General features: G+C 70.6%; 23 protein-coding genes. 10 read left to right on the top strand and 13 right to left on the bottom strand.

The features are described from left to right. The first annotated feature begins 38 nt into the window (after window positions 1-38). From WG212_RS03595 to WG212_RS03585, 3 genes are read left to right on the top strand one after another with little or no spacing between them, the layout of a single operon-like run. On the top strand, window positions 39-728 hold the full coding sequence (locus WG212_RS03595) for a glutathione S-transferase family protein (RefSeq protein ID WP_337185699.1): 690 nt from the start codon (window positions 39-41) through the stop codon (window positions 726-728). Continuing rightward, the gene (gene queG, locus WG212_RS03590) at window positions 709-1,842 is read left to right on the top strand and encodes a tRNA epoxyqueuosine(34) reductase QueG (protein ID WP_337185698.1); all 1,134 of its coding nucleotides are present in this window, start codon (window positions 709-711) and stop codon (window positions 1,840-1,842) included. Before WG212_RS03595 ends, queG begins: the two co-directional genes overlap by 20 nt. A gap of 45 nt (window positions 1,843-1,887) precedes the next feature. Then, on the top strand, window positions 1,888-2,610 hold the full coding sequence (locus tag WG212_RS03585) for a DUF899 family protein (protein ID WP_337185697.1): 723 nt from the start codon (window positions 1,888-1,890) through the stop codon (window positions 2,608-2,610). An 83-nt stretch (window positions 2,611-2,693) separates the two neighbouring features. Here the strand turns inward: WG212_RS03585 and rfbC are convergent, their stop codons facing one another. Beyond that, window positions 2,694-3,248 (bottom strand): dTDP-4-dehydrorhamnose 3,5-epimerase, encoded by a 555-nt coding sequence (gene rfbC, locus WG212_RS03580; protein ID WP_337185696.1) that lies wholly within the window; start codon window positions 3,246-3,248, stop codon window positions 2,694-2,696. A gap of 33 nt (window positions 3,249-3,281) precedes the next feature. On the opposite strand from rfbC, the gene WG212_RS03575 reads away from it, so the two are divergent. Further along, window positions 3,282-4,319, top strand: a complete 1,038-nt coding sequence (locus WG212_RS03575) for a glycosyltransferase family 2 protein (RefSeq protein WP_337185695.1) — start codon at window positions 3,282-3,284, stop codon at window positions 4,317-4,319. Between the two features lie 199 nt (window positions 4,320-4,518). Here WG212_RS03575 and argE read toward each other — a convergent pair whose 3' ends face one another. The 5 genes from argE to WG212_RS03550 all read right to left on the bottom strand — a co-directional run bounded on the left by argE (window position 4,519) and on the right by WG212_RS03550 (window position 9,683). After that, complete coding sequence (gene argE / locus WG212_RS03570) at window positions 4,519-5,685, bottom strand: acetylornithine deacetylase (RefSeq protein WP_337186051.1); 1,167 nt, start codon at window positions 5,683-5,685, stop codon at window positions 4,519-4,521. Between the two features lie 49 nt (window positions 5,686-5,734). Beyond that, complete coding sequence (locus WG212_RS03565) at window positions 5,735-6,016, bottom strand: hypothetical protein (protein ID WP_337185694.1); 282 nt, start codon at window positions 6,014-6,016, stop codon at window positions 5,735-5,737. Further along, window positions 6,017-6,523, bottom strand: coding sequence for an FKBP-type peptidyl-prolyl cis-trans isomerase (locus WG212_RS03560; RefSeq protein ID WP_337185693.1), 507 nt, complete (start codon window positions 6,521-6,523; stop codon window positions 6,017-6,019). It lies immediately after the preceding gene. Between the two features lie 42 nt (window positions 6,524-6,565). Next, a complete protein-coding gene (locus WG212_RS03555) occupies window positions 6,566-7,774 on the bottom strand; it encodes a threonine ammonia-lyase (RefSeq protein ID WP_337185692.1) in 1,209 nt (402 codons plus the stop codon). A 121-nt stretch (window positions 7,775-7,895) separates the two neighbouring features. Further along, entirely contained in the window at window positions 7,896-9,683 is a 1,788-nt protein-coding gene (locus tag WG212_RS03550; RefSeq protein ID WP_337185691.1) for an ABC transporter ATP-binding protein, read from the bottom strand. Window positions 9,684-9,774: 91 nt separating this feature from the next. Between WG212_RS03550 and WG212_RS03545 the strand changes: the two genes are divergently transcribed. Beyond that, window positions 9,775-10,299 (top strand): HAD family hydrolase, encoded by a 525-nt coding sequence (locus tag WG212_RS03545; RefSeq protein ID WP_337185690.1) that lies wholly within the window; start codon window positions 9,775-9,777, stop codon window positions 10,297-10,299. Window positions 10,300-10,495: 196 nt separating this feature from the next. On the opposite strand, the gene WG212_RS03540 is transcribed toward WG212_RS03545, so the two are convergent. Both WG212_RS03540 and WG212_RS03535 read right to left on the bottom strand, forming a co-directional pair. Continuing rightward, a complete protein-coding gene (locus tag WG212_RS03540; protein WP_337185689.1) occupies window positions 10,496-12,133 on the bottom strand; it encodes a cisplatin damage response ATP-dependent DNA ligase in 1,638 nt (545 codons plus the stop codon). After that, entirely contained in the window at window positions 12,134-13,144 is a 1,011-nt protein-coding gene (locus tag WG212_RS03535) for a ligase-associated DNA damage response exonuclease (protein WP_337185688.1), read from the bottom strand. 72 nt (window positions 13,145-13,216) lie between these two features. Here WG212_RS03535 and WG212_RS03530 point away from each other — a divergent pair, with 72 nt between their 5' ends. Further along, entirely contained in the window at window positions 13,217-13,699 is a 483-nt protein-coding gene (locus tag WG212_RS03530; protein WP_337185687.1) for a PaaI family thioesterase, read from the top strand. 20 nt (window positions 13,700-13,719) lie between these two features. Then, window positions 13,720-14,139 (top strand): PaaI family thioesterase, encoded by a 420-nt coding sequence (locus tag WG212_RS03525; protein WP_337185686.1) that lies wholly within the window; start codon window positions 13,720-13,722, stop codon window positions 14,137-14,139. A gap of 140 nt (window positions 14,140-14,279) precedes the next feature. On the opposite strand, the gene phnD is transcribed toward WG212_RS03525, so the two are convergent. From phnD to WG212_RS03500, 5 genes are all read right to left on the bottom strand, one after another. Further along, complete coding sequence (phnD, locus tag WG212_RS03520; protein ID WP_337185685.1) at window positions 14,280-15,278, bottom strand: phosphate/phosphite/phosphonate ABC transporter substrate-binding protein; 999 nt, start codon at window positions 15,276-15,278, stop codon at window positions 14,280-14,282. Beyond that, window positions 15,275-16,102 carry a hypothetical protein gene (locus WG212_RS03515; RefSeq protein WP_337185684.1) on the bottom strand — a complete coding sequence of 276 codons (828 nt, stop codon included), beginning with the start codon at window positions 16,100-16,102 and terminating at the stop codon, window positions 15,275-15,277. Before WG212_RS03515 ends, phnD begins: the two co-directional genes overlap by 4 nt. After that, complete coding sequence (locus tag WG212_RS03510; protein WP_337185683.1) at window positions 16,095-17,630, bottom strand: alkaline phosphatase D family protein; 1,536 nt, start codon at window positions 17,628-17,630, stop codon at window positions 16,095-16,097. The genes WG212_RS03515 and WG212_RS03510 overlap by 8 nt, the downstream gene beginning before the upstream one ends. Before the next feature lie 64 nt (window positions 17,631-17,694). Then, window positions 17,695-18,507, bottom strand: a complete 813-nt coding sequence (locus tag WG212_RS03505; protein ID WP_337185682.1) for a hypothetical protein — start codon at window positions 18,505-18,507, stop codon at window positions 17,695-17,697. Continuing rightward, window positions 18,507-21,134: a TonB-dependent receptor gene (locus WG212_RS03500; protein WP_337185681.1), complete on the bottom strand. Its 2,628-nt coding sequence runs from the start codon at window positions 21,132-21,134 to the stop codon at window positions 18,507-18,509. Before WG212_RS03500 ends, WG212_RS03505 begins: the two co-directional genes overlap by 1 nt. Before the next feature lie 182 nt (window positions 21,135-21,316). Between WG212_RS03500 and WG212_RS03495 the strand changes: the two genes are divergently transcribed. The 3 genes from WG212_RS03495 to WG212_RS03485 all read left to right on the top strand — a co-directional run. Then, window positions 21,317-23,011 (top strand): lysine--tRNA ligase, encoded by a 1,695-nt coding sequence (locus WG212_RS03495; RefSeq protein ID WP_337185680.1) that lies wholly within the window; start codon window positions 21,317-21,319, stop codon window positions 23,009-23,011. 226 nt (window positions 23,012-23,237) lie between these two features. Beyond that, window positions 23,238-23,717 (top strand): MerR family DNA-binding transcriptional regulator, encoded by a 480-nt coding sequence (locus WG212_RS03490; RefSeq protein ID WP_337185679.1) that lies wholly within the window; start codon window positions 23,238-23,240, stop codon window positions 23,715-23,717. 33 nt (window positions 23,718-23,750) lie between these two features. Further along, window positions 23,751-24,800: acyl-CoA dehydrogenase family protein (locus WG212_RS03485; protein WP_337185678.1), on the top strand; the 1,050-nt coding region annotated here is incomplete at its 3' end.

The raw sequence follows: 24,800 nt of genomic DNA, 5'->3' as shown, positions 1-24,800 counted from the left end.
TTGGCGTTTCGTCGATTCGCGTAAGAGGCGCGGCCTGAATGAGCGTCGAACGCACCCTCCACCACTTCCCGCTGGACCCGGCCTCCCGGCTCGCGCGCCTCGTGCTGGGCGAGAAGCGGCTGGCGTTCACCGACGTCTCGGTGCGCTACTGGGAGCGGCCGCGGGAGCTCACCAAGCTGAATCCGTCGGGGATGGTCCCGGTGCTGGTGGAAACGGCGGGGGACGCTCCGCCTCTTGTCCTGTGCGAGAGCCGCGCGATCGTGGACCACCTCATGGAGGCCTGTCCCGAACCCGCGCTGATGGCCGAGACGCCCGCCGAGCGGGGCGAGGCGCGGCGGCTGATGACCTGGTTCGAACGCAAGTTCGAGTTCGAAGCCTCGGGCTACATCCTGCACGAGAAGATCGAGAAGCGGCTGCTGGGCCTTGGCCCCCCGGAACTGGCCAACCTGCGCCAGGGCAAGGACGCCCTGAAGTCGCACCTGTTCATGCTGGACGACCTGCTGCAGGCGCGGGAGTGGCTGGCCGGCAGGCGACTGTCCCTGGCCGATTTCACGGCCGCAGCCTACCTGTCGGTCATCGACTATTTCGGCGACGTGCCCTGGCGCGACGCGCCGGCGGTGAAGACGTGGTACATGAAGATGAAGTCCCGGCCGTGTTTCCGGCCGCTCCTGGCCGACCGCTGGCCGGGCCTCGCGCCCGCCGGCCACTATGACGACCTCGACTTCTGAGCGCGAAGACCTGATCCGGGCCGAGGCGGTCGCCCTCGGCTTCGACCTCTGCCGCTTCACCGACATCGACGAGGCCTGGCCCGCCGCGGCCCGCCTGCTCGAATTCGTGGACGCCGGCCGCCACGGCGAGATGGGCTGGATGGCCGAGACGGCCGAGCGCCGCCGCCACCCGCGCGCGATGTGGGCGGGCGCGCGCTCAGCCATCGTGCTGGGTGTGAACTACGGTCCCGACGACGACCCGATGGCCGTCCTCGCGCAGCCGACCCGCGGCGCGATCAGCGTCTATGCCCGGGGCGACGACTACCACGAGGTGATCAAGGCGCGGCTGAAGGCCCTGGCCCGCTGGCTCCAGGCGCGGTTCGGGGGCGAGCTGAAGGTGTTCGTGGACACCGCGCCGCTGCTGGAGAAGCCGCTGGCCGAACGCGCCGGCGTGGGCTGGCAAGGGCGGCACACCAACCTGGTCAGCCGCGAGTTCGGCTCCTGGCTGTTCCTGGGCTCGATCCTGACCACGCTGGAGCTGGCGCCGGACCCGTCCGAGGCGATGACCTGCGGAACCTGCCGCACGTGCCTCGACGCCTGCCCGACCGACGCCTTCCCCGCGCCGTTCCAGCTCGATGCCCGGCGCTGCATCTCGTACCTGACCATCGAGCTGAAAGGGCCGATCCCACGGGAATTCCGCCCCGCCCTGGGCAATCGCATCTACGGCTGCGACGACTGCCTGGCGGTCTGCCCCTGGAACAAGTTCGCGCGGCAGGGGCGCGAGCAGAAGCTGGCCGCCCGCGAGGCGCTGAACGCGCCGGCGCTGGCCGACCTCGTCCGCCTGGACGACGTGGCCTTCCGCGATCTCTTCCGAAAGAACCCGGTCAAACGGATCGGCCGGGACCGCTTCGTCCGCAACGTGCTGTACGCGATCGGCAATTCCGGGGACGCAGACCTGGCCGAGGAGGTCCGGCGCCTGCTGGACGATCCGGCGCCCTTGGTGCGCGGGGCGGCGGCCTGGGCGCTGTCGCGGCTGCTGGACCCCGAGGCGTTCGAGGCCCTGCGCGTCGCCCGTTGTCGGGACGAGGCTGACCCGCACGTCCTCGAGGAATGGTCGGCCTCGCCGGAACCCTGAAGCTGGGGCGGCCCGTTGATGAGGTTCGACGTGGGAGACGACGCCATGGTTGACGGTTCCACCCTGCAATCCGCCGAAGCGCTGGTCCGGAAGAACGCCTCCAGCCAGCCGAACGAGAGCCCCGAGTACCGGAAGGCCCGCGCCGCCCTGCTGGTCGAGGAGATCGAGCTGCGCCGCCAGATCGAGCGCGTCGCCGCCCTGCGCCGCGTCCTGCCGCCGGGCGGCGAGGTGAAGGGCGACTATCGGTTCCTGGGCGAGGCCGGCGGTGTGGCGGGCGCCGATCCCGTGGGCCTCGCCGAGCTGTTCGGCGACAACGACACCCTGGTCGTCTACAATTGGATGTACGGGCCCAGGCGCGCGCGGCCCTGCCCCATGTGCACGGCCTTCCTGAGCAGCCTCGACGGCAATGCGGACCATATCCGCCAGCGGGTGGCCCTGGCCATCGTGGGGCTCTCGCCGATCGAGCGGCAGATCGCCTTCAAGGTGGAGCGCGGCTGGCGCAACCTGCCGCTCTACGCCGACGTGAACGGCCGGTTCAGCCAGGACTACCACGCCGTCATGGACGACGGGACGGACGGCGCCGCCACCAACGTCTTCACCCGCCGGGACGGGACGATCCGCCATTTCTGGGGCGAGGAGATGGGCTTCGCGACCGCCGACCCGGGCCAGGACCCGCGCGGCGCGCCGGACCTGATGGTCCTCTGGAACATCCTCGACCTGACGCCGGACGGCCGCGGGACCGACTGGTATCCGAAGCTGAGCTATTAGAGGCTGTCGGGAACGATCCGCCCTCCGCCTCGAAGGGTCAGGGCCAGAGGCGGGCTTCCCGGGGGGCTCCGAAGCTCCTACCGCTAGAAGCCCACCGGCCCCAGATCCTTCAGGCGCGGCAGGACGTTGTCCTTCTGGGACAGCAGCGGCTCGCCCTCAAGCGGCCAGGGGATGGCGAGGTCGGGGTCGTTCCAGATGATCCCGCCTTCGCTCTGCGGCGCGTAGGGGCCATCCACCTTGTAGAAGATCTCGCAGTCGTCGGCGATCGTGCAGTAGCCGTGGGCGAAGCCGCGGGGGACCCAGAGCTGCTCCCCGCCCTCGGCGGTCAGTTCGGCGCTGACCCACTGGCCGTAGGTGGGCGAGCCGGCGCGGATATCCACCGCCACGTCGAAGATGGCGCCGCGCAGCGCCCGGATCAGCTTGCCCTGGGCGTTGGGCGCGAGCTGGAAGTGCAGGCCCCGCAGGGTGCCCTTCGCCGCGCTGAAGGCCTGGTTGTCCTGGACGAAGGCCGTGTCGGCCACGGTGCCCGCGAGGGCCTTCGTGCTCCAGGTCTCGGCGAACCAGCCGCGCGCATCGCCATGACGCTTGGGCGTGATAAGCAGCACCTCGGGGATGGCGAGCGGCGTGATCGTCGTCATTTCGGATCCAACAGTGACAGGTGTAGCCGTCGCATGGCGCAGCGCAGGGACGATGACAAGACCCCGGCCGCCACCGTGTGCGTCATCGCCTACAACTCAGGGCCGACCTTGCACGCCTGCCTGGAGCATCTGGGCGCCCAGACCTTCCGCGACTTCGAGACCCTGGTGATCGACAACGCCTCGCCCGACCCGGGCGATGCTGCGATCGCCGCAGGGTTCCCGTGGGTGCGGCTGACCCGCAACACGGAGAACCTGGGATTCACCGGCGCCGGCAACCAGGCGGCGCGCGAAGGCCGCGGCCGCTGGCTCGTGCTGCTGAACCCCGACGCCTACGCCGAGCCGGACTGGCTGGGCCGGTTGATGGCGGCGGCCGGGCGTCATCCCGAGGTCCTGAGCTTCACCTCACGCCAGATGGCGGCCGACGCGCCGGGGATGCTGGACGGCCTGGGCGACGTGATGAGCATCACCGGCATCCCCTATCGCGGCGGATACCTGAACCCGGACCTTGGCCAGGCGAAGGAAGGCGAGGTCTTCAGCCCCTGCGGCGCGGCGATGATGATCGACCGGGCGCTGTTCCTCCGCCTGGGCGGCTTCGACGAGGCGTTCTTCTGCTACGGCGAGGACGTGGACCTGGGCTACCGGCTGCAGCTCGCGGGAGAGCCGACCCTGCTGGTCCCCGACGCCGTCATCCAGCACGAGGGCTCGGCGTCCACCGGCGGGCGCAAGTCGGAGTTCGCGGTGTTCCACGGCACGCGCAACCGCTTCTGGGTGCTGTTCAAGAACACGCCGGCCCTCCTGCTGCCGCTCGTGGTTCCGCTGCACCTTCTGGCCCTGACGGCGATCTACCTGCGGCGGGAGAACCGGCCGCACATCCGGCTGATCCTGCGCGCCGTCCGCGCCGCCTTTGCAGGCGCGCCGGCCATGTTCCGCGCCCGGCGCGACGTGCAGCGTCTGCGCAGGGCCTCGGTCTGGCAGGTGGCGAGGGCCATGACCTGGAACCCCCGCGACCTCTCGGGCCGCCGGCCGGTGATCAAGCCGCTGCGGCCGGCGCCGCCGCGACCCAGGGATTGACCACGAAGAACACGAAAGGACACGAAAAGGGGCGGCGAGAGCGCTGGCGCCGGGTCCTGCGACGCCGCGAAGCGGCCTCTCGAACTTGAAAGTCCAGGGATGCACACGGATCGACACGGATGACGGCCGCCGCGCCATCCGTGTGTCTCCGTGTGCATCCGTGGACAGATGATACCGAGCCTCCGCTTGCGCGGAGCGGTCAGCCTTCCGCCGCCCATTCGATCAGGCGGCGCATGAAGAGGGCGCCGCGCTGCATCTGGGAGATGTCGACGTATTCGTCCGGCTGGTGGGCCTGGTCGATGGAGCCGGGGCCGCAGATGACGGTGGAGAAGCCGGCCTGCTGGAACTGGCCCGCCTCGGCGGCGAAGGCCACCACGCGCGGCGGGCCGTTGTCGCCGGTCAGGCGGCGGACGAACGCCTCGGCCGCCCCGTCGCGCTCGGGCGTGAAGGCCGGAACGTCCGTGCGCATCTCGACCGTGACGCCGGCCTCGGGCGCGCGGGCCTTCAGCGCCGTGTCCAGCGCCTCCGCCTCGGCCAGGAAGGGCGCGATGATCTCGGCCGGCGTGCGGCCGCCCGGCGTGCGCAGGTCGAAGACGAAGCGGCACTCCCGCGCCAGGATGTTGTGCGCGGTGCCGCCCTCGATCAGGCCGATGGTCAGCGTGGGCCCCTTCGGCATGAAGGGCGAGGCGGGATCAGCCCCGGCCTGGAGCTGTTCGGCCAGCGTTCTCAGGCGAGCCATCAGCGGGATGGCCTCCATGATCGCCGAGACGCCCAGGTGTGTCTGGCTGGAGTGGGCCTCGCGGCCGGTGACGGTGACGTGGAACGTGGCGATGCCCTTGTGGCCGTTCACCGCCTCCATGCTGGTGGGCTCGCCCACCACGACCACGGCGGGGGCAGGGAGTTCCCGCCGGATCACGTCGATCATGGCCGGCGCCCCCAGGCAGCCGATCTCCTCGTCGTACGAAAAGGCCAGGTGGACAGGACGGCGCGCCGTCCTTGCCAGCTCGGGCGCGGCGGCGAGGGCCAGGGCCAGGAAACCCTTCATGTCGCAGGTCCCGCGGCCATAGAGGCGCCCGCCCCGTTCGGTGAGGACGAACGGGTCACTGGACCAGGGCTGGCCGTCCACGGGCACCACGTCGGTATGTCCCGACAGCACCACGCCGCCGGCGGCAAGCGGACCGAGGGTCGCCAGGAGGTTCGACTTGCCGCCGTCGGCGTTCGGCACGCGGCGGTGCGCGGCGCCCAGCCCGTCCAGATAGCCCTCGACCCATTCGACGAGCGCCAGGTTCGAGCCACGCGAGGTGGTGTCGAACCCGATCAGCGTCGCCAACAGGTCCTTCGCCGCGGGATAGAGGTCGGAGGTCATCGGCAAGACTTAGCTCCGCGTGGAGCGGGGCTCAAAGGAAAGCCGCCGTTCAGGGCTCGTCGTAGACGATCAGCCCGCAGCCGAAGCGGTCGGCATTGGCGACGGCGTCGCGGAAGTCGTCGGGCAGGGCGCTACGGTCGATCAGCTCACCGACCCGCAGGGCGCGGATGTCGCGCCAGCCGAAGCTCTCCAGTTCGGCGACCGCCGCGGCGCGGGCGGCGGACTCGTCTCCGGCGCGGGCGAAGGCCAGGACTGTCAGCGGAGCATCACCCGGCGCCTCGACGGCTTCGAGGGTGACGAGGAAGACCTGCGGCGGCTCCGCCCCGGCCATCTATCCCCGCTGGACCCGGCCCGGCGCCGGCAGGGCGTCGATCAGTTCGATCCGGAAGATGAGCGGCGCCCCCGGCGGGATGCGCCCCGAGCCTTCCTCGCCGTAGCCCAGGTTGGAGGGCACGTAGAGGATCCATTCGTCGCCCGGCCGCATGAGCTGGAGCGCCTCCTGCCAGGCCGGGATGAGGCGGTTCAGCGGCATGGCGGCGGGCTGGCCGCGCTCGTACGAGGAATCGAAGACCGAGCCGTCCTCCAGCTTGCCTTCGTAGTGGACCTTCACCTCGTCGTCCGGGCCGGGCTTCAGGCCCGCCTCCGGCCCCGAGCGCACGACCTTGTAGGCCAGGCCGGATTCGAGGACCTTCACGCCCTCTTCCTTGCCCACCTTGGCCATGAACGTCTTCGAGGTCTCGGACTGCGGGACCGGGACGCCGGGTTCGGCGACCTTGGGCGTACGGTCGCAGGCGGCCAGCGCCAGCACCGCGGCGGCCAGGACGAACATGCGCTTCATCGAACTCTCCGGGGCGGTGTCGGCGCGGCGGGGGCGCCAGGGTCAGACCACACGGGGCGGGTAGCCGCGCTCGCGCAGCGCGTCCATCACCTCGTTGGTGTGCTGGGCGTCTCGGGTCTCGATCATGACGTCGAATTCCGCGCCCTTGGCCGGGACGTCGAGGGCCAGGCGGTTGTGCGCCACCTCGATGATGTTGGCGCCCATCTGGCCGATGATCAGCGAGACGTTGGCGAGCAGGCCCGGCCGGTCGTCGCCGATGATGCGGAGCGAGACGATCCGGCTCTCGCGCACCAGCTCACGCGTCAGCACCGAGGCCAGGAGCCGCGTGTCGATGTTGCCGCCGGTGATGACCAGGCCGCATTTCTTGCCGCGGAAGCGCTCGGGATAGGCCAGCAGCCCGGCCAGGGACGCGGCGCCGGCGCCCTCGGTCACGGTCTTCTCGACATTGCAGTAGAGGGCGATGCCGCGCTCGAAGTGCGGCTCCTCGATGAGCAGCACCTCGTCGATCAGCGGGCGGGCGATGGCATAGGTGTGCTCGCCCACCTCCTTCACCGCGATGCCCTCGGCGATGGTGGAGGCGCCGTTCACCTGGGCCGTGCGGACGCCGCGCATGCGGGCGGTGAACGAGGGGAACATGGCGGGCTCCAGGCCCACGATGCGGATATCCCGCTTCAGGTGCTTGGCCGCCGTCGCCATGCCGGCGATCAGCCCGCCGCCGCCGATCGGGATGGGCAGGACCTCCAGGTCGGGCACGTCCTGCAGCATCTCCAGGGCCACGGTGCCCTGGCCGGCCATGACATCGAGGTCGTCGAAGGGGTGGACGAACGTCAGCTCGCGCTCGGCGCACAGCGTCCGCGCGGCTGCGGCGGACTCGTCGTAGCTCTCGCCCTCGATCACCACCTCGGCGCCGTGCGCGCGGGTCTGCTGCACCTTCACGAAGGGCGTGCCCTTGGGCATCACGATGGTGACGGGGATGCCCAGGCGGGCGGCGTGGTAGGCCAGGCCCTGGGCGTGGTTGCCGGCCGAGGCGGCGATCACGCCGCGGCCGCGCACGTTCTCGCCGAGCAGCAGCAGCTTGTTGAGCGCGCCACGCTCCTTGTAGGCGGCGGTGAACTGCAGGTTCTCGAACTTCACCCACACCTCGGCGCCGGTGATCTCCGAGAGCGTGCGCGAATGTCGGCACGGGGTGCGCTCGATATGACCCTCCAGCCGCGCCTGGGCAGCGAGGATGTCTTCGAATTCGAGGGTCATGGGATCGGGCGTCTTTGAAGCCGGGGAGCGGAAAGGCGCGCAACCTAACGATGGCGGCGCTTGGGGGCAACGCCGCCATCGTACGCAGCATCGCACGGCGACGGATCTGCATCCGGCCCGCTCAGCGGACGGGATCGAACTCCGCCACCAGGTGACCCGGCGCCACTTCCTTCAGTTCGGGCGGGACGCCGTCGGCGGCCTTCGAGGGCGCGAAGCGGAAGGCGGCGGCGGGGTCCATCGGGCTGGGCGGCTCGCCCTCCAGCCGCAGGCGCTTGCGGGTGCGCTCTACGGCAGGGTCGGGAATGGGCGCGGCCGAGAGGAGGGCGCGGGTGTAGGGATGCTGCGGCGCCTGCCAGATCCGATCGCGGTCGGCCAGCTCCATGACCCGGCCCAGGTAGAGCACCAGCACGCGGTGGCTGATCTCGCGCACCACCGCCAAGTCGTGGCTGATGAAGATCATCGCTAGCCCCATCTCGCGCTGGAGCCGGATCAGCAGGTCGATGATCTGGGCGCGGACGCCCACGTCCAGGGCCGAGACCGCCTCGTCGCAGATCACCAGCTTCGGCTTCAGGATCATGGCCCGCGCGATGCCCACGCGCTGGTTCTGGCCGCCCGACAGCTCGTGCGGGTAGCGGTTGATGAGATCGGGGTTCAGCTCCACGGCCGCCATCATCTCGCGCGCCGCGGCCTCGCGCTGGGCGCGGGTCAGCTCGGGGCGAAAGACGCCCAGGGGCTCGGCGATGGAGTCGCCGATGGTCATGCGCGGGTCCAGGCTGGCCAGCGGGTCCTGGAAGACGATCTGCAGGTCGCGGCGGGCCTTGCGCAGCGCCTCGCGGTCGGCGTGGGTGATGTCGCGGCCCAGCAGGGTGACCGCGCCGGCGCTGGCCGGCAGCAGGTTCAGGACCGCGCGCGCCAGGGTGGACTTGCCCGACCCGCTCTCGCCCACGATCCCCAGGGTCTCGCCCTGGCGCACCTGGAAGGACACCCCGTCCACCGCCCGCAGGGTGCGCGACGGCGACAGGAGGCCCTCGCGGACCGTGAAATGCACCTTCACGTCGCGCCCCTCGACCACCACCGGCGCCTCGGGCGGCACAGGCTCGATCTCCGGCCGCCCGCCGCGGTCGGCGCGGTCCAGGCGCGGGATGGCCGCCAGCAGGCCGCGGGTGTAGTCGGTGGCGGGGCGCTGGAAGATGTCGGCGACGGGGCCTTCCTCCACATAGGCGCCGTCCTTCATCACGCAGACGCGGTCGGCCAGCCGGGCGATGACGCCCATGTCGTGGGTGATAAGCACCATGGCCGCGCCGGTGTCGCGCTGGAGCTCGGCCATCAGGTCCAGGATCTCGGCCTGCACCGTCACGTCCAGCGCCGTGGTCGGCTCGTCGGCGATCAGCAGGTCGGGGCCGGGCGCCATGGCCGCGGCGATCATCACCCGCTGGCGCATGCCGCCCGACAGCTCGTGCGGGTACTGCCGCAGCCGGCGGCGCGCGTCGGGGATGCGCACCCGCTCCAGCCAGTCCAGGGCGCGGCGCTCGGCCTCGGCGCCCGAGAGGCCCAGATGCAGGCGCAGCGGCTCGGCGATCTGTTCGCCGATGCGCACATGCGGGGTCAGCGCCGTCAGCGGGTCCTGGAAGATCATGGTCATCTTCGAGCCGCGGACCTTGTTCAGCGCGCGCGGCGACAGCGCGAGCAGCTCCTGGTCGTGCAGGCGCGCCGATCCCGACGCGCGGCCGTTCCGGGCCAGCAGGCCCATGACCGCCATGAAGGTCTGGCTCTTGCCCGAGCCGCTCTCGCCCACCACGCCCAGGGTCTCGCCCCGGCTCACCTCCAGGGAGACGCCCCGCACGGCCCGGACCACGCCGTCATGGGTGTCGAAATCGACCGTGAGGTCGCGGATCGAAAGAACGGCCAAATGCGCCTCGCCAACAGAACCTGCGCGACCGTAGAGGGGGAATCGGACTTTTTGAAATCCGCTATCCACATTCCGCCGCCAGGCTGACGCCGTGCCCGATTCCTCACCCTCCCGACCGGCCCTGTTCCTCGACCGCGACGGCGTGCTCAATGAGGATCGTGGCTATGTCCACCGCTGGGAGGACTTCACCTGGGTCCGCGGCGCGCGCGAGACCGTGGCGGCGTTCAACCGGGCCGGCTGGCTGGTGATTGTGGTGACGAACCAGTCGGGCGTCGGGCGAGGCTATTACACCGAAGACGCGGTCCATGCCCTGCACGCGCGGATGCAGGACGACCTGAAGGCCGTGGGCGGGCGGATCGACGCCTTCTACCACGCCCCCCAGCACCCCGAGGCCCCCGACCCGGCCTATCGTCACCCCGACCCGCCCCTGCGCAAGCCCAATCCCGGCATGATCCTCCAGGCCCTGCAGGACTGGCCCATCGACCGCGAGTCCTCGCTGCTGATCGGCGACAAGCCGTCGGACCTGGAAGCCGCGCTTCGGGCGGGCATCCGCGGGGTTCTGTTCGAGGGCGGCGACCTCAAGGCGTTCCTCGCCAAGGAAGCCCTGCTGCCGTAAGGTCGCGCCTTCACCGCGAGAACCAGCAGGCGACCCCTCCTCGAGCCTCCGCGCGAGCGGAGGCTCCGTCATGTCACCGCGGAAATCGCGGAAGGATGCGGAATCGCAGCTTCACCTTCCGCGTCCTTCCGCGTTTTCCGCGGTTCCCTGAAGTGCGAGAGACGCCGCGTCGCGGCCTCGCAGGACCGTGGCCCGCCTATCGCCCCTCGATCCGGGCCAGGAGGCGTTCCAGGGTTTCGAGGTCGTCGGCCTCGCCTGGCGGCTTGTCCCAGCGGATGCGGCTGATGCGGGGGAAGCGCATGGCCACGCCCGACTTGTGGCGGGCCGAGCGCTGGAGGCCCTCGAAGGCCACCTCGAACACCAGGCCCCGGTGCGGCTCGGCGCGGACCGAGCGCACGGGCCCGAACCGCTCGACGGTGTTGTCGCGCACGAACTTGTCGATGCCCTTCAGCTCCTCGTCGGTGAAGCCGAAATAGGCCTTGCCCACGGGCGTCAGCGCCCGCTGGCCGGCGGCGTCGTGTGTCCACACGCCGAAGGTGTAGTCGGAATAGAAGCTGGAGCGCTTGCCGTGGCCGCGCTGGGCGTACATCAGGACGGCGTCCACGGTGAACGGGTCGCGCTTCCACTTGAACCACGGCCCCTTCGGCCGACCGGCCTCGTAGGGGCTGTCCCATCGCTTCAGCATCAGGCCCTCGGCGAGGCGCGGATCGCCCTCGGGCGGGTCGGCGCGCAGGGCGGCCAGCTCGGGCCAGGCGCCGAACGGCTGGAGCGGAGAAAGGTCCAGCCGCGGGCTCGCCTGGCGGGTGGGGGGCTGACGGGCGAGGAACGCCTCAAGCCGCCCGCGCCGCTCGGCGAACGGCAAGGGCCGCAGGTCCTCGTCGCCCTCGTGCAGCAGGTCGTAAGCGCGCACGGCGGCGGGGAAGGCCTCCAGCATCTTCGCGTCCACCGCCTTGCGGTTCAGCCGCTGCTGCAGGTCGGCGAACGGCGCCAGCGCGCCGTCGCGCATCACCAGCAGTTCGCCGTCCACCACACCCTCGTCCGCCAGCGCCTCCAGCACGTCGGGGAAGGCGCGCGAGATGTCGTCGCCGGTGCGGGTGTAGAGCCGACGCTGGCCGCCCTCGTGGGCGAGTTGCACGCGGATGCCGTCCCACTTCCACTCGGCGGCGTAGTCGGCGGGATCGAGCCGGGCGAAATCGACGGCCTCGTCAAGCGCCTGGGCCAGCATGACGGGCCGGAAGCGCGCGGGATTTTCGGCGGGCGGCCGTTCCGAGCGGCCCTCCAGCCAGGCGAACAGGTCCTCGTAGGGCGGGCGCAGCGCGTGCCACAGCTCCTCCACCTCGGCGGGCTCCACGCCGCCCATCTCGGCCGCCGCCCGCTTGGCCAGGCGCGCGGTCATGCCGACGCGCAAAGCCCCCGTCATCAGCTTGAGCAGCGCCCAGCGCTCGCGCGGCGCCGGCAGGGCGTCGAGCCAGCCCTCGATCAGCCGCTGGACCTCGGCGCGGGAGGCGATGCGCAGGGCCTCGACCACTTCGTTCAGCGCCGGCTCGCGGTTGGCGCCCGGCCGCGCCGGCCAGACCAGCGAGACCGTCTCGGCCAGGTCGCCGACGTAGTCGTAGCTCCAGGCGAAGAGCTGGGCGTCCATCCGCGCCTCGACCGCCTTGCGGATGAAGGCCGGCTTGGCGGCGTCGAAGGTCAGTTCGCCCGTCAGCGCCGCCAGCGCCCAGCCGCGGTCGGGATCGGGCGTTTCGCGCAGGTGGTCGCGCACCAGCGTCAGCTTGGCGTTGCGCGAGGCGGTCAGCGACAGCCGGTCCAGCAGCTCGGCGAAGGCGCGCATTCAGTCGTCGCCCTCGTCCTCATATCCCACCAGCGCCAGCGCGCGGGCCGTGATCCCGTGGAGCTGGGCCCAGCGGGCCAGCGCCTCCTCCCGGCCGTGGGTGATCCAGAGTTCGCCGGGCCTGATCTCGTCCACCGTGGCGGTCAGCTCGTCCCAATCGGCGTGGTCCGAGATCACCAGCGGCAGCTCGACGCCCCGCTGGCGCGCGCGGGCGCGGATCTGCATCCAGCCCGAGGCGAAGGCGCCGACAGGGTCGGGGAAGCGGCGGCTCCAGCGGTCCTGCAAGGCCGAAGGCGGGGCGATCACGATAGCGCCGGCGAAGTCGGCCTTCTTCGCCGTCGTCGCCGGCGCCAGCGGCCCCAGGTCCACGCCGTGCCGTTCGTAGAGGGCGTTCAGCCGCTCCAGCGCGCCGTGGACGTGGATCGTGCGGTTCCAGCCGGCCTCGCGCAGCAGGCGGATCACCCGCTGCGCCTTGCCCAGCGCATAGGCGCCCACGATGTGGCTGCGCTCGGGGAACTGGGCGACCGAGCGCAGCAGGCGGGCGATCTCCTCGCGGTCGTCGGGGTGGCGGAAGACCGGCAGGCCGAACGTCGCCTCCGAGATGAAGACGTCGCACGGAACCGGCTCGAACGGCGGGCAGGTGGGATCGCGCCTGCGCTTGTAGTCGCCGCTGACCACCATGGTGAGGCCCTTCCAGCGCACCACCGCCTGGGCCGAGCCCAACACGTGGCCGGCGGGGACCAGCGTCACCTGCACCCCGTCGCGCTCGGCCGTCTCGCCGTAGGGCGCGGCCTGGACCGACGCGGCGAAGTCCCGGCCATAGCGCTCGGCCATGATGTCCAGCGTCTCCGGCGTCGCCAGCACGGCGCCGTGGCCGGCGCGGGCGTGGTCGGAATGGCCGTGGGTGACCACCGCCCGGTCCACCGGCCGCACGGGATCGACGTAGAAGTCCCCGGGCGGGCAGTAGAGGCCCTCGGGCTTCGGGCAGAGCAGGTCCTGCGGTCGGGTCATCGCCCTGAAATGTAGGGACGGGCGAAAGGCTCCGCATTGACTTCCGCACGGCCGCCGCCCTACCCGGCGATCATGGCCGACCCCACCGATCCCGTCCCGCCCGGCGTGACCCCCGGCATGACCCCTGACATGACCTACGGCGACGCGCCGCTGCACACGCGCATGACCCAGTTCGCGCCGCACGCCCAGGCGCTGGGGATGACCCTGGTCTCGGTCGAGAAGGGCCGCGGCGTGATGACCACGCCCTGGCGCGAGGACCTGGTGGGCGACCCCGAGACCGGCGTCATCGCCTCGGGCGTGGTGACGGCGCTGCTCGACCACACCTGCGGCCTGGCGATCAATTCCGCGGGCGAGGCGCCGATCCCCATCGCCACCCTGGACCTGCGGATCGACTACATGCGCCCCGCCCGGCCGCGCGCGGGCCTGACCTGCGAGGCGCACGCCTACCGCATGACCCGCTCCATCGGCTTCGTGCGCGCCGAGGCCTGGGACGAGGACCGCGGCGATCCCGTCGCCACCGCCCAGGCGGCCTTCATGCTGAACACCCGAAGCTGAGACAAGGGAGCTGACCCCCCGTGAGCGAGAGCCCCTTCGCCAGCGTGGACGCCTTCCTCCAGCGCGTGCCCTACGCCCGCTTCCTGGGCGTGCGGGTCGAGCTGGCGGGCGACGAGATGACCGCCGTCCTGCCGTTCGCCCCGCACCTGGTCGGCAACCCCGTGCTGCCGGCGATCCACGGCGGGGTGATCGGCGCCTTCCTGGAGCTGACGGCGCTCTCCCAGCTCGCCCTGGCCCAGCCGGGGCGGCGCGTGCCCAAGACCATCGACATCACCATCGAGTACCTGCGCTCGGCCGGCCCGCGCGACACCTACGCCCGGGCGATCCTGCGCAAGGTGGGCCGCCGCGTGGCCAACGTGCAGGTCGAGGCCTGGCAGGAGAGCCGCGCGAAACCCGTCGCCGGCATGACGGGCCATTTCCTGCTGCGGAACGACGGCTGAGCGCCCCCTCCGTCCGCTTCGCGGCCACCTCCCCCGTTGCACGGGGGGGGGGACCCGTCGCCTTCCAGCTCCTCCCCCGCGACGCGGGGCAGGTGGATCGGGCCGAAGGGCCGAGACGGAGGGGGCGCACAGAGCCGCCCCTATTCCGCCAGCGCCGCGCGTTCCTTCGCGATCTCGGCCAGCGCCGCCTCGGCCCGGGCGATGGCGGCGGCGTCCTTGCGGTTCTTCGCGTCGATGAGCTGGCCGGTGGCCTCCATCTCGCGCACGGGCAGGAGATGGCTGGCGTCGGCGCGGGCGAAGGGCTTCGTCTGGATCTGTTCCAGGATCGCGCGCTGGCGGACCGCCTCGGGCGTGTCGCCCACGCCGTAGCTGAAGATGAAGTCGGTGATCTGCCGCCGCAGCGCCGGCTCCAGGTTCTTGCGGATGATCAGCGGGTCCTCGGGGATGCGGGGCGAGCGCCAGACGATCTCCACCTTGCCGAGCGTGCGTTTCGCCGTGTCGGTGTTCAGCAACTCCAGCCGCTCCATCGAGGCGGTGTTGTTGGTGGCCGCGTCCAGCATGCCGCTCGCCACCGAGAACAGGTTGGTCTCGTGGTTCGCGCTGCGCACGGTCTTGAAGCAGCGGGCCGGCTCGATCCCCCTGGGAGCGAACAGATAGGTCATCGGGGCGAGCGTCCCCGAGGTGGACTTGGTGTCGCCCATGCCGAAGTTGAGGGTGCGGTCGCAGGCCAGGATGCGGTCCAGCGTCACACCCGACCCCTTCGGCACGATGATCACCGCCTCGTAGCCGTCGATTCCCGTCGGATTGACCGAGCGGGCGAAGACCTCTCCCCCCGCGCGGCGCACGGTCTCCAGTCCCGACTGGTTGGTGAACCAGCCGAGGTCGGTGTGGCCGAAGCGCATGGCCTCGACCAGGGCGGTGTAGTTGGAGGCGTAGTAGGCCTTCACCGGCCGGCCCAACGTCTTGGCCATGTCGTCGAGAAAGGGCTGCCAGTCCTTCTCGGCGCTGGCCTGGCTTTCGGCCGACAGGATCGAGAAGACGATCTCCTTGCGCGCCGCCGGCTCAGGTTGGCCGCAGGCGGCGAGCGTGAGGGCCGCGGCGAACGCGCCCGCAAGACCCCGGACCGCGCGACGGATCATGGTCCCTCCACTTTCGAGTCTTCCACCCTTGGTTCCTCGAGAGACGGCAGGCGCATTTCGACGAGTTCGCGCCGATCCCGGCTGATCCCGTACAGTACGCCCGGGCGGCTACGGTCGAAGGCGATCGCCTGGCCCTCGGCGGCCACGGGGATGGTGGCGACGTGCCGCAGTTCGTTGCCTGTGCGGGGGATCTCCAGGACGTACGCTTCGGGCCGGTCGTGGCCAGTCACATAAAGGCGGCCATCGGCGCCGAACGCTCCGCCCGAACTGCCGTGCGGCTTGAACCGCGCCAGGACCGTGGCCGGGAGGGTCCAGGCGCCGGTCACCCGCCAGCGGTCGTCGAAACGCAGCACGGTGGTGAAGCGGTGGTCCCGGCCGGCTTCGCCGCCCCTTCCGTCGTAGTTGGCGAAACAGGCCCACCAGGCGCCGGCGTGGCGGTCGATCCAGGTCAGCGAGCCCGGCTGGCGGCCCAGCGGGGTCGAGCGGCGGTGCTGCAGGGTGTCGGGATCGAACACCTCGACCGTGCTGCTCATCGGCGTGACCGGATAGTTCGAGCTGGCGCAGACCAGCTCGCGCGCGATCACCGCGCACGAATTCAGGTGCGGGACGACGGCTGGATCGCCCGCCCACCGGCCAACGCGCGCGCCCGAGGCGCGGTCGTACTTGCCGATCCCGGAATTGCCGATCGCATAGACGAAGCCGCCGTCGACGGCCACGCCCTGACCGGCCTCGGGCGCGGGCAGGCGCGACAGCACCTCGGCGGGCGGCAGCGGCCGGGGCGGCGAGAGCAGCAGGGCGGCGGCGAGGAGCGCGACGCTAGGCACGTTTCAGCCCGGCCTCGCCCGCCTCGACCACGAAGGCCGCCAGATCGCGTACGGGCGAGTTCTTCACCAGCGCGTTCTCCACGCCGCGGAAGGTGACGCGGCACGCTTCGGGGGTGATGTCGACGCGGCCGTAGCCTCGGGTGTCGCCGTCGCCGAACTTCAGGTCGGGATGGAGGGCCAGCATGCCGCGCACGATCTCCTTCGAGCGGCCCAGAGAGGCGATCGAGCCGCCCACGAACTCGCTGGCGATCGGCTTGCCGCCCGGCTCCAGCGCGAGGTCGGCGGCGAAGAAGCAGTGGACGTCGCCGCCCAGGACCACCGGATTGGCCGTCTTCGCGTCGCGCCAGCCCTCCAGGATGCGCCGACGCGTCTGGGCATACCCGTCCCAGCCGTCGTTGGAGACGCGCGCGTCGGGCGTGACGATCTCCATCATCAGGGTCTGCTGGCCCAGCAGGTTCCAGGTGGCCGGGGTGTCGCCCAGGCGGGCCTGGAGCCACGCCTCCTGATCCGCGCCCAGCATCGAGCGAGCGGGATCGGTGCGTTCCGGGCATGCCTTGGGGATGAACTTGCCGCGCGACTGGGCGTCGCAGGGCCGCGGGCCCCGGTACTGCCGGTCGTCCAGCAGGGCCAGGCGCGCGAGGCGGCCCCAGTCCGTGGCCCGGTAGAGCCGCATGTCGGGGCCCAGAGGCCGTTGCGCCGCGCGCAGCGGCATGTTCTCGAAATAGGCTTGGTAGGCCGCAGCCCGACGCTTCAGGAAGTCCGCCGGATCGGGGTCGCTGCGATCCTGGTCGTTCCCGTAGTCGTTCGACACCTCGTGGTCGTCCCACATGACCATCCAGGGCGCGCAGGCGTGGGCGGCCTGGAGGTCGGCGTCGCCCTTGTACCAGGCGTAGCGGCGCCGGTAGCTGGCGAGGTCCAGGCAATCCTCCTCGGGATGGCGGCGCACGCCGTCCGCGGTGGCGGCCTTCTCGTAGATGTAGTCGCCCAGGAAGACGACGAGGTCGGGATCGTCCGCCGCCAGCGCCGCATGGGCCGGATAGAAGCCGGACTCGTACTTCTGGCACGAGCCATAGGCGATCCGCAGCCGCTGGACATCGGCGCCGGGCCGGGGCGCCGTACGGGTGCGCGCCACCGGGCTGGCGTGGCCGCCGGCGGTGAAGCGGTACCAGTAGGGCCGGTCGGGCTCCAGCCCCCCAGTCTCCACATGGACCGAATGGCCGACCTCGGGCGCGGCGATCGTGCGGCCGCGCCGCACGACCCGGCGCAGCGCCTCGTCTTCGGCGATTTCCCAGCCCACCTCGACGGGCTCGGGCGGCATCCCGCCGGCCGGCGCCGCGGGGTCGACCGCCAGCCGCGTCCAGAGCACCACGCCGTCCGGCGCGGGCTCGCCCGAGGCCACGCCCAGCCGGAAGGGGTTGTCGGGCAAGCGCGTGCGCGCCCAGGCCGTGGTCCACCCTGCCGGAGCCATCGCCCCGGCGGCCAGGGCGGCGGCCCGGATCAGCAGGCGGCGGCGGTCGACGCTCGGCATGTTCATCTCCGTACCTTGGCTTTGTGTTCGCCCGCCACGCAAGCGCCCTCGGGGACCTGAAGCCTCAGCGCGGCGGGATCGCAGGAAGGCGCAACGCGACCACCTCGCGGTTCGGCCGGCTGATCCCATAGAGGACGTCGCGCCTCACGGGATCGATGGCGATGGCCTGGCCTTCGATGGCCGCGCCGATGGTCGCGACGTGGTCCAGCTTCGACCCGCCTTTCGGCAGGTCCAGGACATAGAGTTCGGCGTGGTCGTGGCCCGTCACATAGAGCCGGCCGTCCGCGCCCCAGACGCCGCCGGACGAGCTCATGGGCGCGAAGCGGGCGGTGACCGAGGCGGGGAAGGACCAGCCCTCCGTCCGCCGCCACTGGTCGTCGAACCTCACGAGCTGGGTGTGGGCATGGCCGCGCCCGGGCTCGCCGCCCTTGCCGTCGTAATTGGCGAAGGCGGCCCACCAGGCGCCGTCGCGGCGATCCACCCAGGTGAGCGAGCCGATCTGCTGGCCCAGGGATATGGTGCGCAGGTGGACCATCCGGCGGGGATCGAAGATCTCCACCGAACTGGTCATCGGCGTTTCGGGAAAGTTCGAGGCCGCGCACACCAGCTCCCGGCCGATCACGGCGCACGAGTTGATGTGCGGGAAACGATCCCTGTCGCCTGACCACTCGGCCACCTTCGCACCCGTGGCCTTGTCGTACTTGCCGATGCGCGAGTTGGCGACGGCGTAGAAATGGCGCGCGTCCACCGCCACGCCCTGGACGGCCTCGGGCGCCTTCCAGCGCCCGAGGACCTCGGCCTGCGGCATCGGCTGCGCCGCCGCGGGAGCCGCGGCGGCCAAGGCGGCGGCAAGCGCGATGGCGACTGGGGCGCGCATCAGAACGTCGCCGCCAGGCCGACCCAGTAGGTACGGCCATAGTTCGCCCATTCCTGGAGGTAGCGCTGACCGGGGCCGGTCACTTCCTGGCGTCCCGTGTTCGACAGGTTCTGGGCCTCGGCGAAGACCGTGAAGTTGTCGTTGATCCGCCAGCTCACGCTGGCGTCGAACACATGACGGCCCTTCCAGTACTGGTCGGCGTTCGGGATGGTGTCGTTGATCGTCTCGAGGAAGCCGCCGATGTAGTTGTGCGAGATCCGGGCCTCGAACGGGCCGCGCTGATAGAAGATCGACTCGTTGGTGGTGATCTCGGGCTGCTGGAACAGCCCGGTCACGCGGCGGCCGGCGCGCGTCAGGAACGTGAACTCGGTGTCCAGGTACGTGATGTTGCCGTTGAAGCCCAGGCCGTCGAACGGCGCGGGCAGGAAGGTGAAGGCCTGCTGGACGGCGAACTCCACGCCCTTGATCTTCGCGTCCTCGGCGTTGCGCGGCGTCGACACCGTCACCGCCTCGACTCCGCGGCCCACGTCGATCTGTTCCACGGACGACAGCGTGAAGATCTCGTTCTTGATGCTCTTCGAGAACAGGGCCAGCGAGATCAGGCCGTCCGGCGGATAGAACTCGACCGAAAGGTCGAAGCCCCGGCTCTCCCGCGCCTTCAGGTCGGGATTCCCGCGCGACAGGGTGGGCTGGCTTCCGTCGAAGTTCAGCGTCTCGTTGGCCGCGAGCGAGCCATAGTCCGGCCGGCCGATGGTGTTGGTCCAGGCCGCGCGGACGATCAGGTTCTCGCGCACGTTCCATTGCAGGTGCACGCTGGGCAGCAGGTTGCCGTACGAGCCCGAGTTGCTGACGGGCGTCAGGACGCCGCCGGTGTTGCGGACGGCGTCCGAGTCCACTTTCGTCCGCTCGTACCGGAGCCCGCCCAGCAGGGTGACGTCGCCCATCCGGTAGCTGGCCTGGCCATAGGCCGCGAAGATGTCCTCGGTCACCTCGTAGTCCCCCGTGGGCAGGTTGGTGGCCACGCGGAAGCGGTCGCGGTTGGCGTTGAGGAAGTCGCTGGCCGCCTGGGGATCGATCCGCGGGTTCAGCAGATAGCGGCCGGCGATCAGGCCGGTCGGCCCGGGCCGGTCGACCGAGTCCAGCGTGTAGGTGAAGCCGGGCAACGCCGTATAGTTCGTCTGTCGCGACATGAACTCGCGCTTGGTGGTGCGCAGCAGGCCGCCGGCCTTGGCCTTCAGGTTCCGGTCGCCCCCCTCGTCGTCGTAGGCCACGTTGAAGCGGGCCTGGGCCGTATCCTCGTCGGTGGCCGTGAGCGAGAAGCGGTGCTGCTGAAGCACGTAGTTCGCAGGATTGCGGAAATTGGCCTCGGTCACCGGGCGGAAGATCGGGAAGAAGGCGTTGGTGGTGTCGTAGTCGAACGCATAGTTCGCGCCCTGGGCGTCGACGGTGCGGAACTCGACCGACTCGTTCGGCACGTCCAGCCTGGCCTGCGAGTAGATGACGTCGCCGTCGAGGTTCCACTGTGGGGCGAAACGCCATTCGAAGGCCGAGCGCGCCATGCCGATCTCGCGCTTGGTGATCGGCTGGTTGAGCTGGATCACGCTGCGGCCGCGGGCGAAGCTGCCGCTGAAGGGCGTCTGGTTGCTGACATTGCCCAGCGGCTCGGTGCGGTACTCGATCCGCTCCTCGTCGTCCTCCATCCGGGCGAAGAGGCCCGAGGCCTCCCAGCGGAAGTCGGTGTTCGGGCGGTACTCGACCTTGGCGTTCAGGCCGCTGCGCTGCTTGGTGTTGTTGTACCAGAACAGGCGTACGAAGGTCGGCACCTGGATGCCGTTGCCGGTCGCCGCGCCCGAGTTCACCGGTGCGCCGGCGGCGGTGTACTCGCGCACCGACGGGTCCTGGGATTCCACCTGGGGAATGTCGTAGTCGAGCTGCTCGTGCGAGGCGCCGATGACCACGCCCCATTCGTCGTCCGCGCCGAACGTCCGGCCGGCGGCGAAGGCCAGGCGGTAGGACGGCTTGTCGTTCCGCACCCCGCCGCTGCGTTCGTAGTAGCCGGCGGAGGCCATGCTGTTGAAGAACGGCCGTCCGGCGTCGAAGGCGCTGCGGGTCGTCACGTTGATGACGCCGCCGATGGCGTTGCCGTCGTCCTCGGGCCTGATCGTCTTCATCACCTCGAGGCGGCCCGCCATCACCGAGGGGACGATGTCCATCGGGATCGTCCGCCCGCTCTCGTCCACCGACGCCATGATGGCGCCGTCGACGGTCGTCCGGTTGTAGGTGGAACGCAGGCCGCGGAGCACGGGGAAGCGCGGCTCGCCCTGGTCCTCCATGACCGACACGCCGGGGATGCGGCGCAGCGCGGCGGCGGTGTTGTGGTCGGGCAGCTTGCCGATGTCGTCCGCCGACACCACGTCGGCCACGACGAATTCCTCGCGCTTCACGGCGATGGCCGCACGCTGCGCCTCGCGCTGGCCCGTGACGACGATCTCTTCGACCTGGGCGCCCGCGTCGTCCGCATCGTCGGCCGCCAGCGCGGGCGCCGTGGCGGCCAGGACCAGGATCAGGCTCGACGCAGACAGAAGCGCCGCGCGGCGGCGCTGGCCGCCCGCATTCCCGTAAGACATGACAAAATCCCCTCTTGTCGGATGGGGCGCGCTTAAGGGACGGGGGTGACAACCGGGCGACGGCTTCGCGAAGGCTGCGCGACAGCCCCACGCCCTGACATGCCAGGCGACATGCCCAGGCCAGGCGGGCCGGCGGCCGATAGGCCTTGAGCCGGCGGCCCCGGAGGTTTAGGCCGCGCGACATGCAAGGCCATACTCTCCAAGGACTGTCCCAACAGGCGCGCGACGCCCGCAGCTGGCCGTTCGAGCAGGCGCGCATCCTGCTGGACCGCATCACCCGCCTGCGCCTGACCGACGCCGAGCGCGATCTGGCGGCCACCCTGTTCGCGCGGGGCGAGTTCGCCGAAGCCGTCCGGACCCTGCCGGCCCTGGCCAAGCCCGTGATCTTCCAGTGCGGCTACGGCGCCAGCGGCCTGCCGCACCTGGGCACGTTCGGCGAGGCCACCCGGCCCACCATCGTCCGCAACGCCTTCCGGGCGCTGACCGAAGACGCCATCCCGACCCAGCTCATCGTCTTCTCCGACGACATGGACGGCCTTCGGAAGATTCCCGACAACGTGCCCAATCGCGAGATGCTGGAGGAGGACCGCGACAAGCCCGTCACGGCCGTCCGCGACCCCTTCGGCGAGCACGAGAGCTTCGGCGCCCACAACAACGCGCGCCTCCGCGCGTTCCTCGACGGCTTCGGGTTCGAATACACCTTCATGTCGTCGACCGAGACCTACCGGTCCGGCCGGTTCGACGAGGTGCTGCTGCGCATCCTGGCGCGGTTCGACGCCGTCCAGGCGATCATGCTGCCCACCCTGGGCGAGGAGCGGCGCGCCACCTATTCGCCCTTCCTTCCCATCAGCCCGAAGAGCGGCCGGGTGCTCCAGGCCCCGACGGTCGAGCGGAACGTCGAGAAAGGCACGATCGTCTTCCCCGACGAGGACGGGACGCTGACCGAAGTCCCCGTCACCGGCGGCCATGTGAAGCTGCAATGGCGCCCCGACTGGGCCGCTCGCTGGACGGCGCTGGAGGTCGACTTCGAAGCCTCGGGCAAGGACCTGGTCGACAGCGTCCGCGTCTCGAACAAGATCGTGCGCGCGCTGGGCGGCGAGCCGCCCGAGGCCTTCCACTTCGAACTCTTCATGGACGAGAACAACCAGAAGATCTCGAAGTCGAAGGGCAACGGCCTGACCATCGAGGAGTGGCTGCGGTACGGTGCGCCCGAGAGCCTGACCTACTACATGTTCCAGTCACCCAAGTCGGCCAAGCGGCTCTACTTCGACGTGATCCCCAAGGCCACCGACGAGTACCTCCAGCAGCTCGACGCCCTGCTGCGCAAGAAGGCCGAGGGCGACAACGCCGCCCAGCTCGACAACCCCGCCTGGCACGTCCACCGCGGCGCGCCGCCCGACAAGGGCTCGCCGCTGTCGTTCTCGCTATTGCTCAACCTGGTGTCGGCGGCTGATGCCTCCACCAAGGACATCCTGTGGGCCTTCATCGCCCGCTATCTGCCCGGCGCGACGCCGGAGAGCGAACCCCTGCTCGACAGGCTCGTGGGCTATGCGCTGAACTACTACGAGGACTTCGTGAAGCCCTCGAAGCGGTTCCGGGCTCCGACCGACGTTGAACGCGCGGCCATGCTGGACCTCGTGGCCAGGCTCGAGGCGCTGCCGGCCGGCGCCGACGCCGAAGCGATCCAGAACGAGGTGTTCGAGGTGGGCAAGGCCGCCGGCTTCGATCCCCTGCGGACCTGGTTCGGGGCGCTCTACGAGGTGCTGCTGGGCCAGAGCCAGGGGCCGCGTTTCGGCTCGTTCGTGGCGATCTTCGGGATCGACCGCACCGTCGCCCTGATCCGGCGGGCGCTGGCCGGGGACCTCGTCGCGGCCTGAGCGCACCGAGCGATCACGCCTCCTCCCCCGCGTGCGGGGCAGGTGGATCGGCCTGCAAGACCGAGACGAAGGGGGTGCTACCGCCACGCCCCCGTCGCAATCCCGGATGAAAGTGATCGCTGTCCACAGCCTTTGACGGCTGACGCTGCGTTCGCTCCCCTTGACGTAAACGGAACCCGGGCGCACGTTGGTTATCAACGATAAGCCAAGGGAGGACTGCATCATCATGGCCCACGATCTGCGCCGCCCCGTCCGGAACTATACGATCCGGCAGCTCTGCCATGAGTTCAAATGCACGCCGCGCGCGCTGCGTTTCTACGAGGACAAGGGTCTGCTCAATCCGGCCCGGGACGGAATGAACCGCGTCTATTCCTACAAGGACCGCGGCCGCCTCGTCCTGATCCTGCGCGGCAAGCGCGTCGGCCTTTCGCTGGCCGAGATCGCCGAGATCCTCGACCTGTACGACGCCGACGACACCGGAGTCGCCCAGGCCGCCAAGAGCCTGCGCAAGTTCCAGGAGCGCATCGTCGCCCTGGAGCAGCAGAAGAAGGACATCGACGACGCCATAGCCCAGCTCGAGATGGGCGTGGCGGCGATGGAGAACCGGCTGGCCGAGACCCGGCCCGACCTCCTGCCCAGCGCCGAGGCCTACGACCAGATGCTGCGCCGTCGCCTCGACGGCATGGAGGGCGGCGCGGAGGCCTGATAAACCCGGAGCCGGACAGACTCCGGAGCTCCCATGACCTACCAGGCCCCCGTCCGGGACTACGCCTTCCTGCTGCGCGACGTGCTCCAGCTCGAGCGCTACGCGAACCTGCCCGCCTTCGCCGACGCCTCCATCGACACAGTCGAGGCGATCCTGGAGGAAGCCGGGAAGTTCACGTCCGAGGTGCTGTCCCCATTGAACGGCGTCGGCGACAAGGAAGGCTGCGTCTGGAGCCCCGACTTCACCGTCCGGACGCCCACCGGCTTCAAGGACGCCTATGCGAAGCTGGTCGAGGGCGGCTGGCCGGGCCTGGGGTCCGACCCGGCCTACGGGGGCCAGGGGCTGCCGCATGTCGTCAACGTGGCGTTCTCCGAGATGAGTTCGTCAGCGAACATGGCCTTCTCGATGTATCCGGGACTGACCCACGGCGCCTATTCGGCGATCGTCGTGGGCGGGACGCCGGAGCAGAAGGACCTCTACCTGCCCAAGCTCGCCGCCTTCCAATGGGCGGGCACCATGAACCTGACCGAGCCGCACTGCGGCACCGACCTCGGCTTGCTGCGCACCAAGGCCGTCCCGCAGGCCGACGGGACCTATCGGATTTCCGGCCAGAAGATCTGGATCAGCGGCGGCGAGCAGGACCTGACCGAGAACATCGTCCATCTGGTGCTGGCCCGCATCGAGGGCGCGCCGGCGGGGACCCGCGGCATCAGCCTCTTCATCGTGCCCAAGTTCATCCCCGACGCCGACGGCAACCCCGGCGAGCGCAACAGCGTCAAGTGCCTGGGCCTCGAAGAGAAGATGGGCATCCACGGCAACGCCACCTGCGTCATCAGCCATGAGGAGTCGACCGGCTGGCTGATCGGCGAGGAGAACCAGGGCCTCAAGCTGATGTTCGTGATGATGAACGAGGCGCGCCTGGGCGTGGGCCTCCAGGGGATCGCCCAGGCCGAGGCCGCCTACCAGGCCGCCGCGGCCTTCGCCAAGGAGCGGCTCCAGGGTCGATCGCTCACGGGGCCGAAGAACCCCGACGGCCCGGCCGACCCGATCATCGTCCATCCCGACGTCCGCCGCATGCTGATG

This window comes from Phenylobacterium sp. (genome assembly GCF_037189685.1).
In the GTDB taxonomy this organism is placed as follows: domain Bacteria; phylum Pseudomonadota; class Alphaproteobacteria; order Caulobacterales; family Caulobacteraceae; genus Phenylobacterium.
Note: the sequence above shows the minus strand (reverse complement) of the source record. Positions and strands in the feature narration are given on the sequence as shown.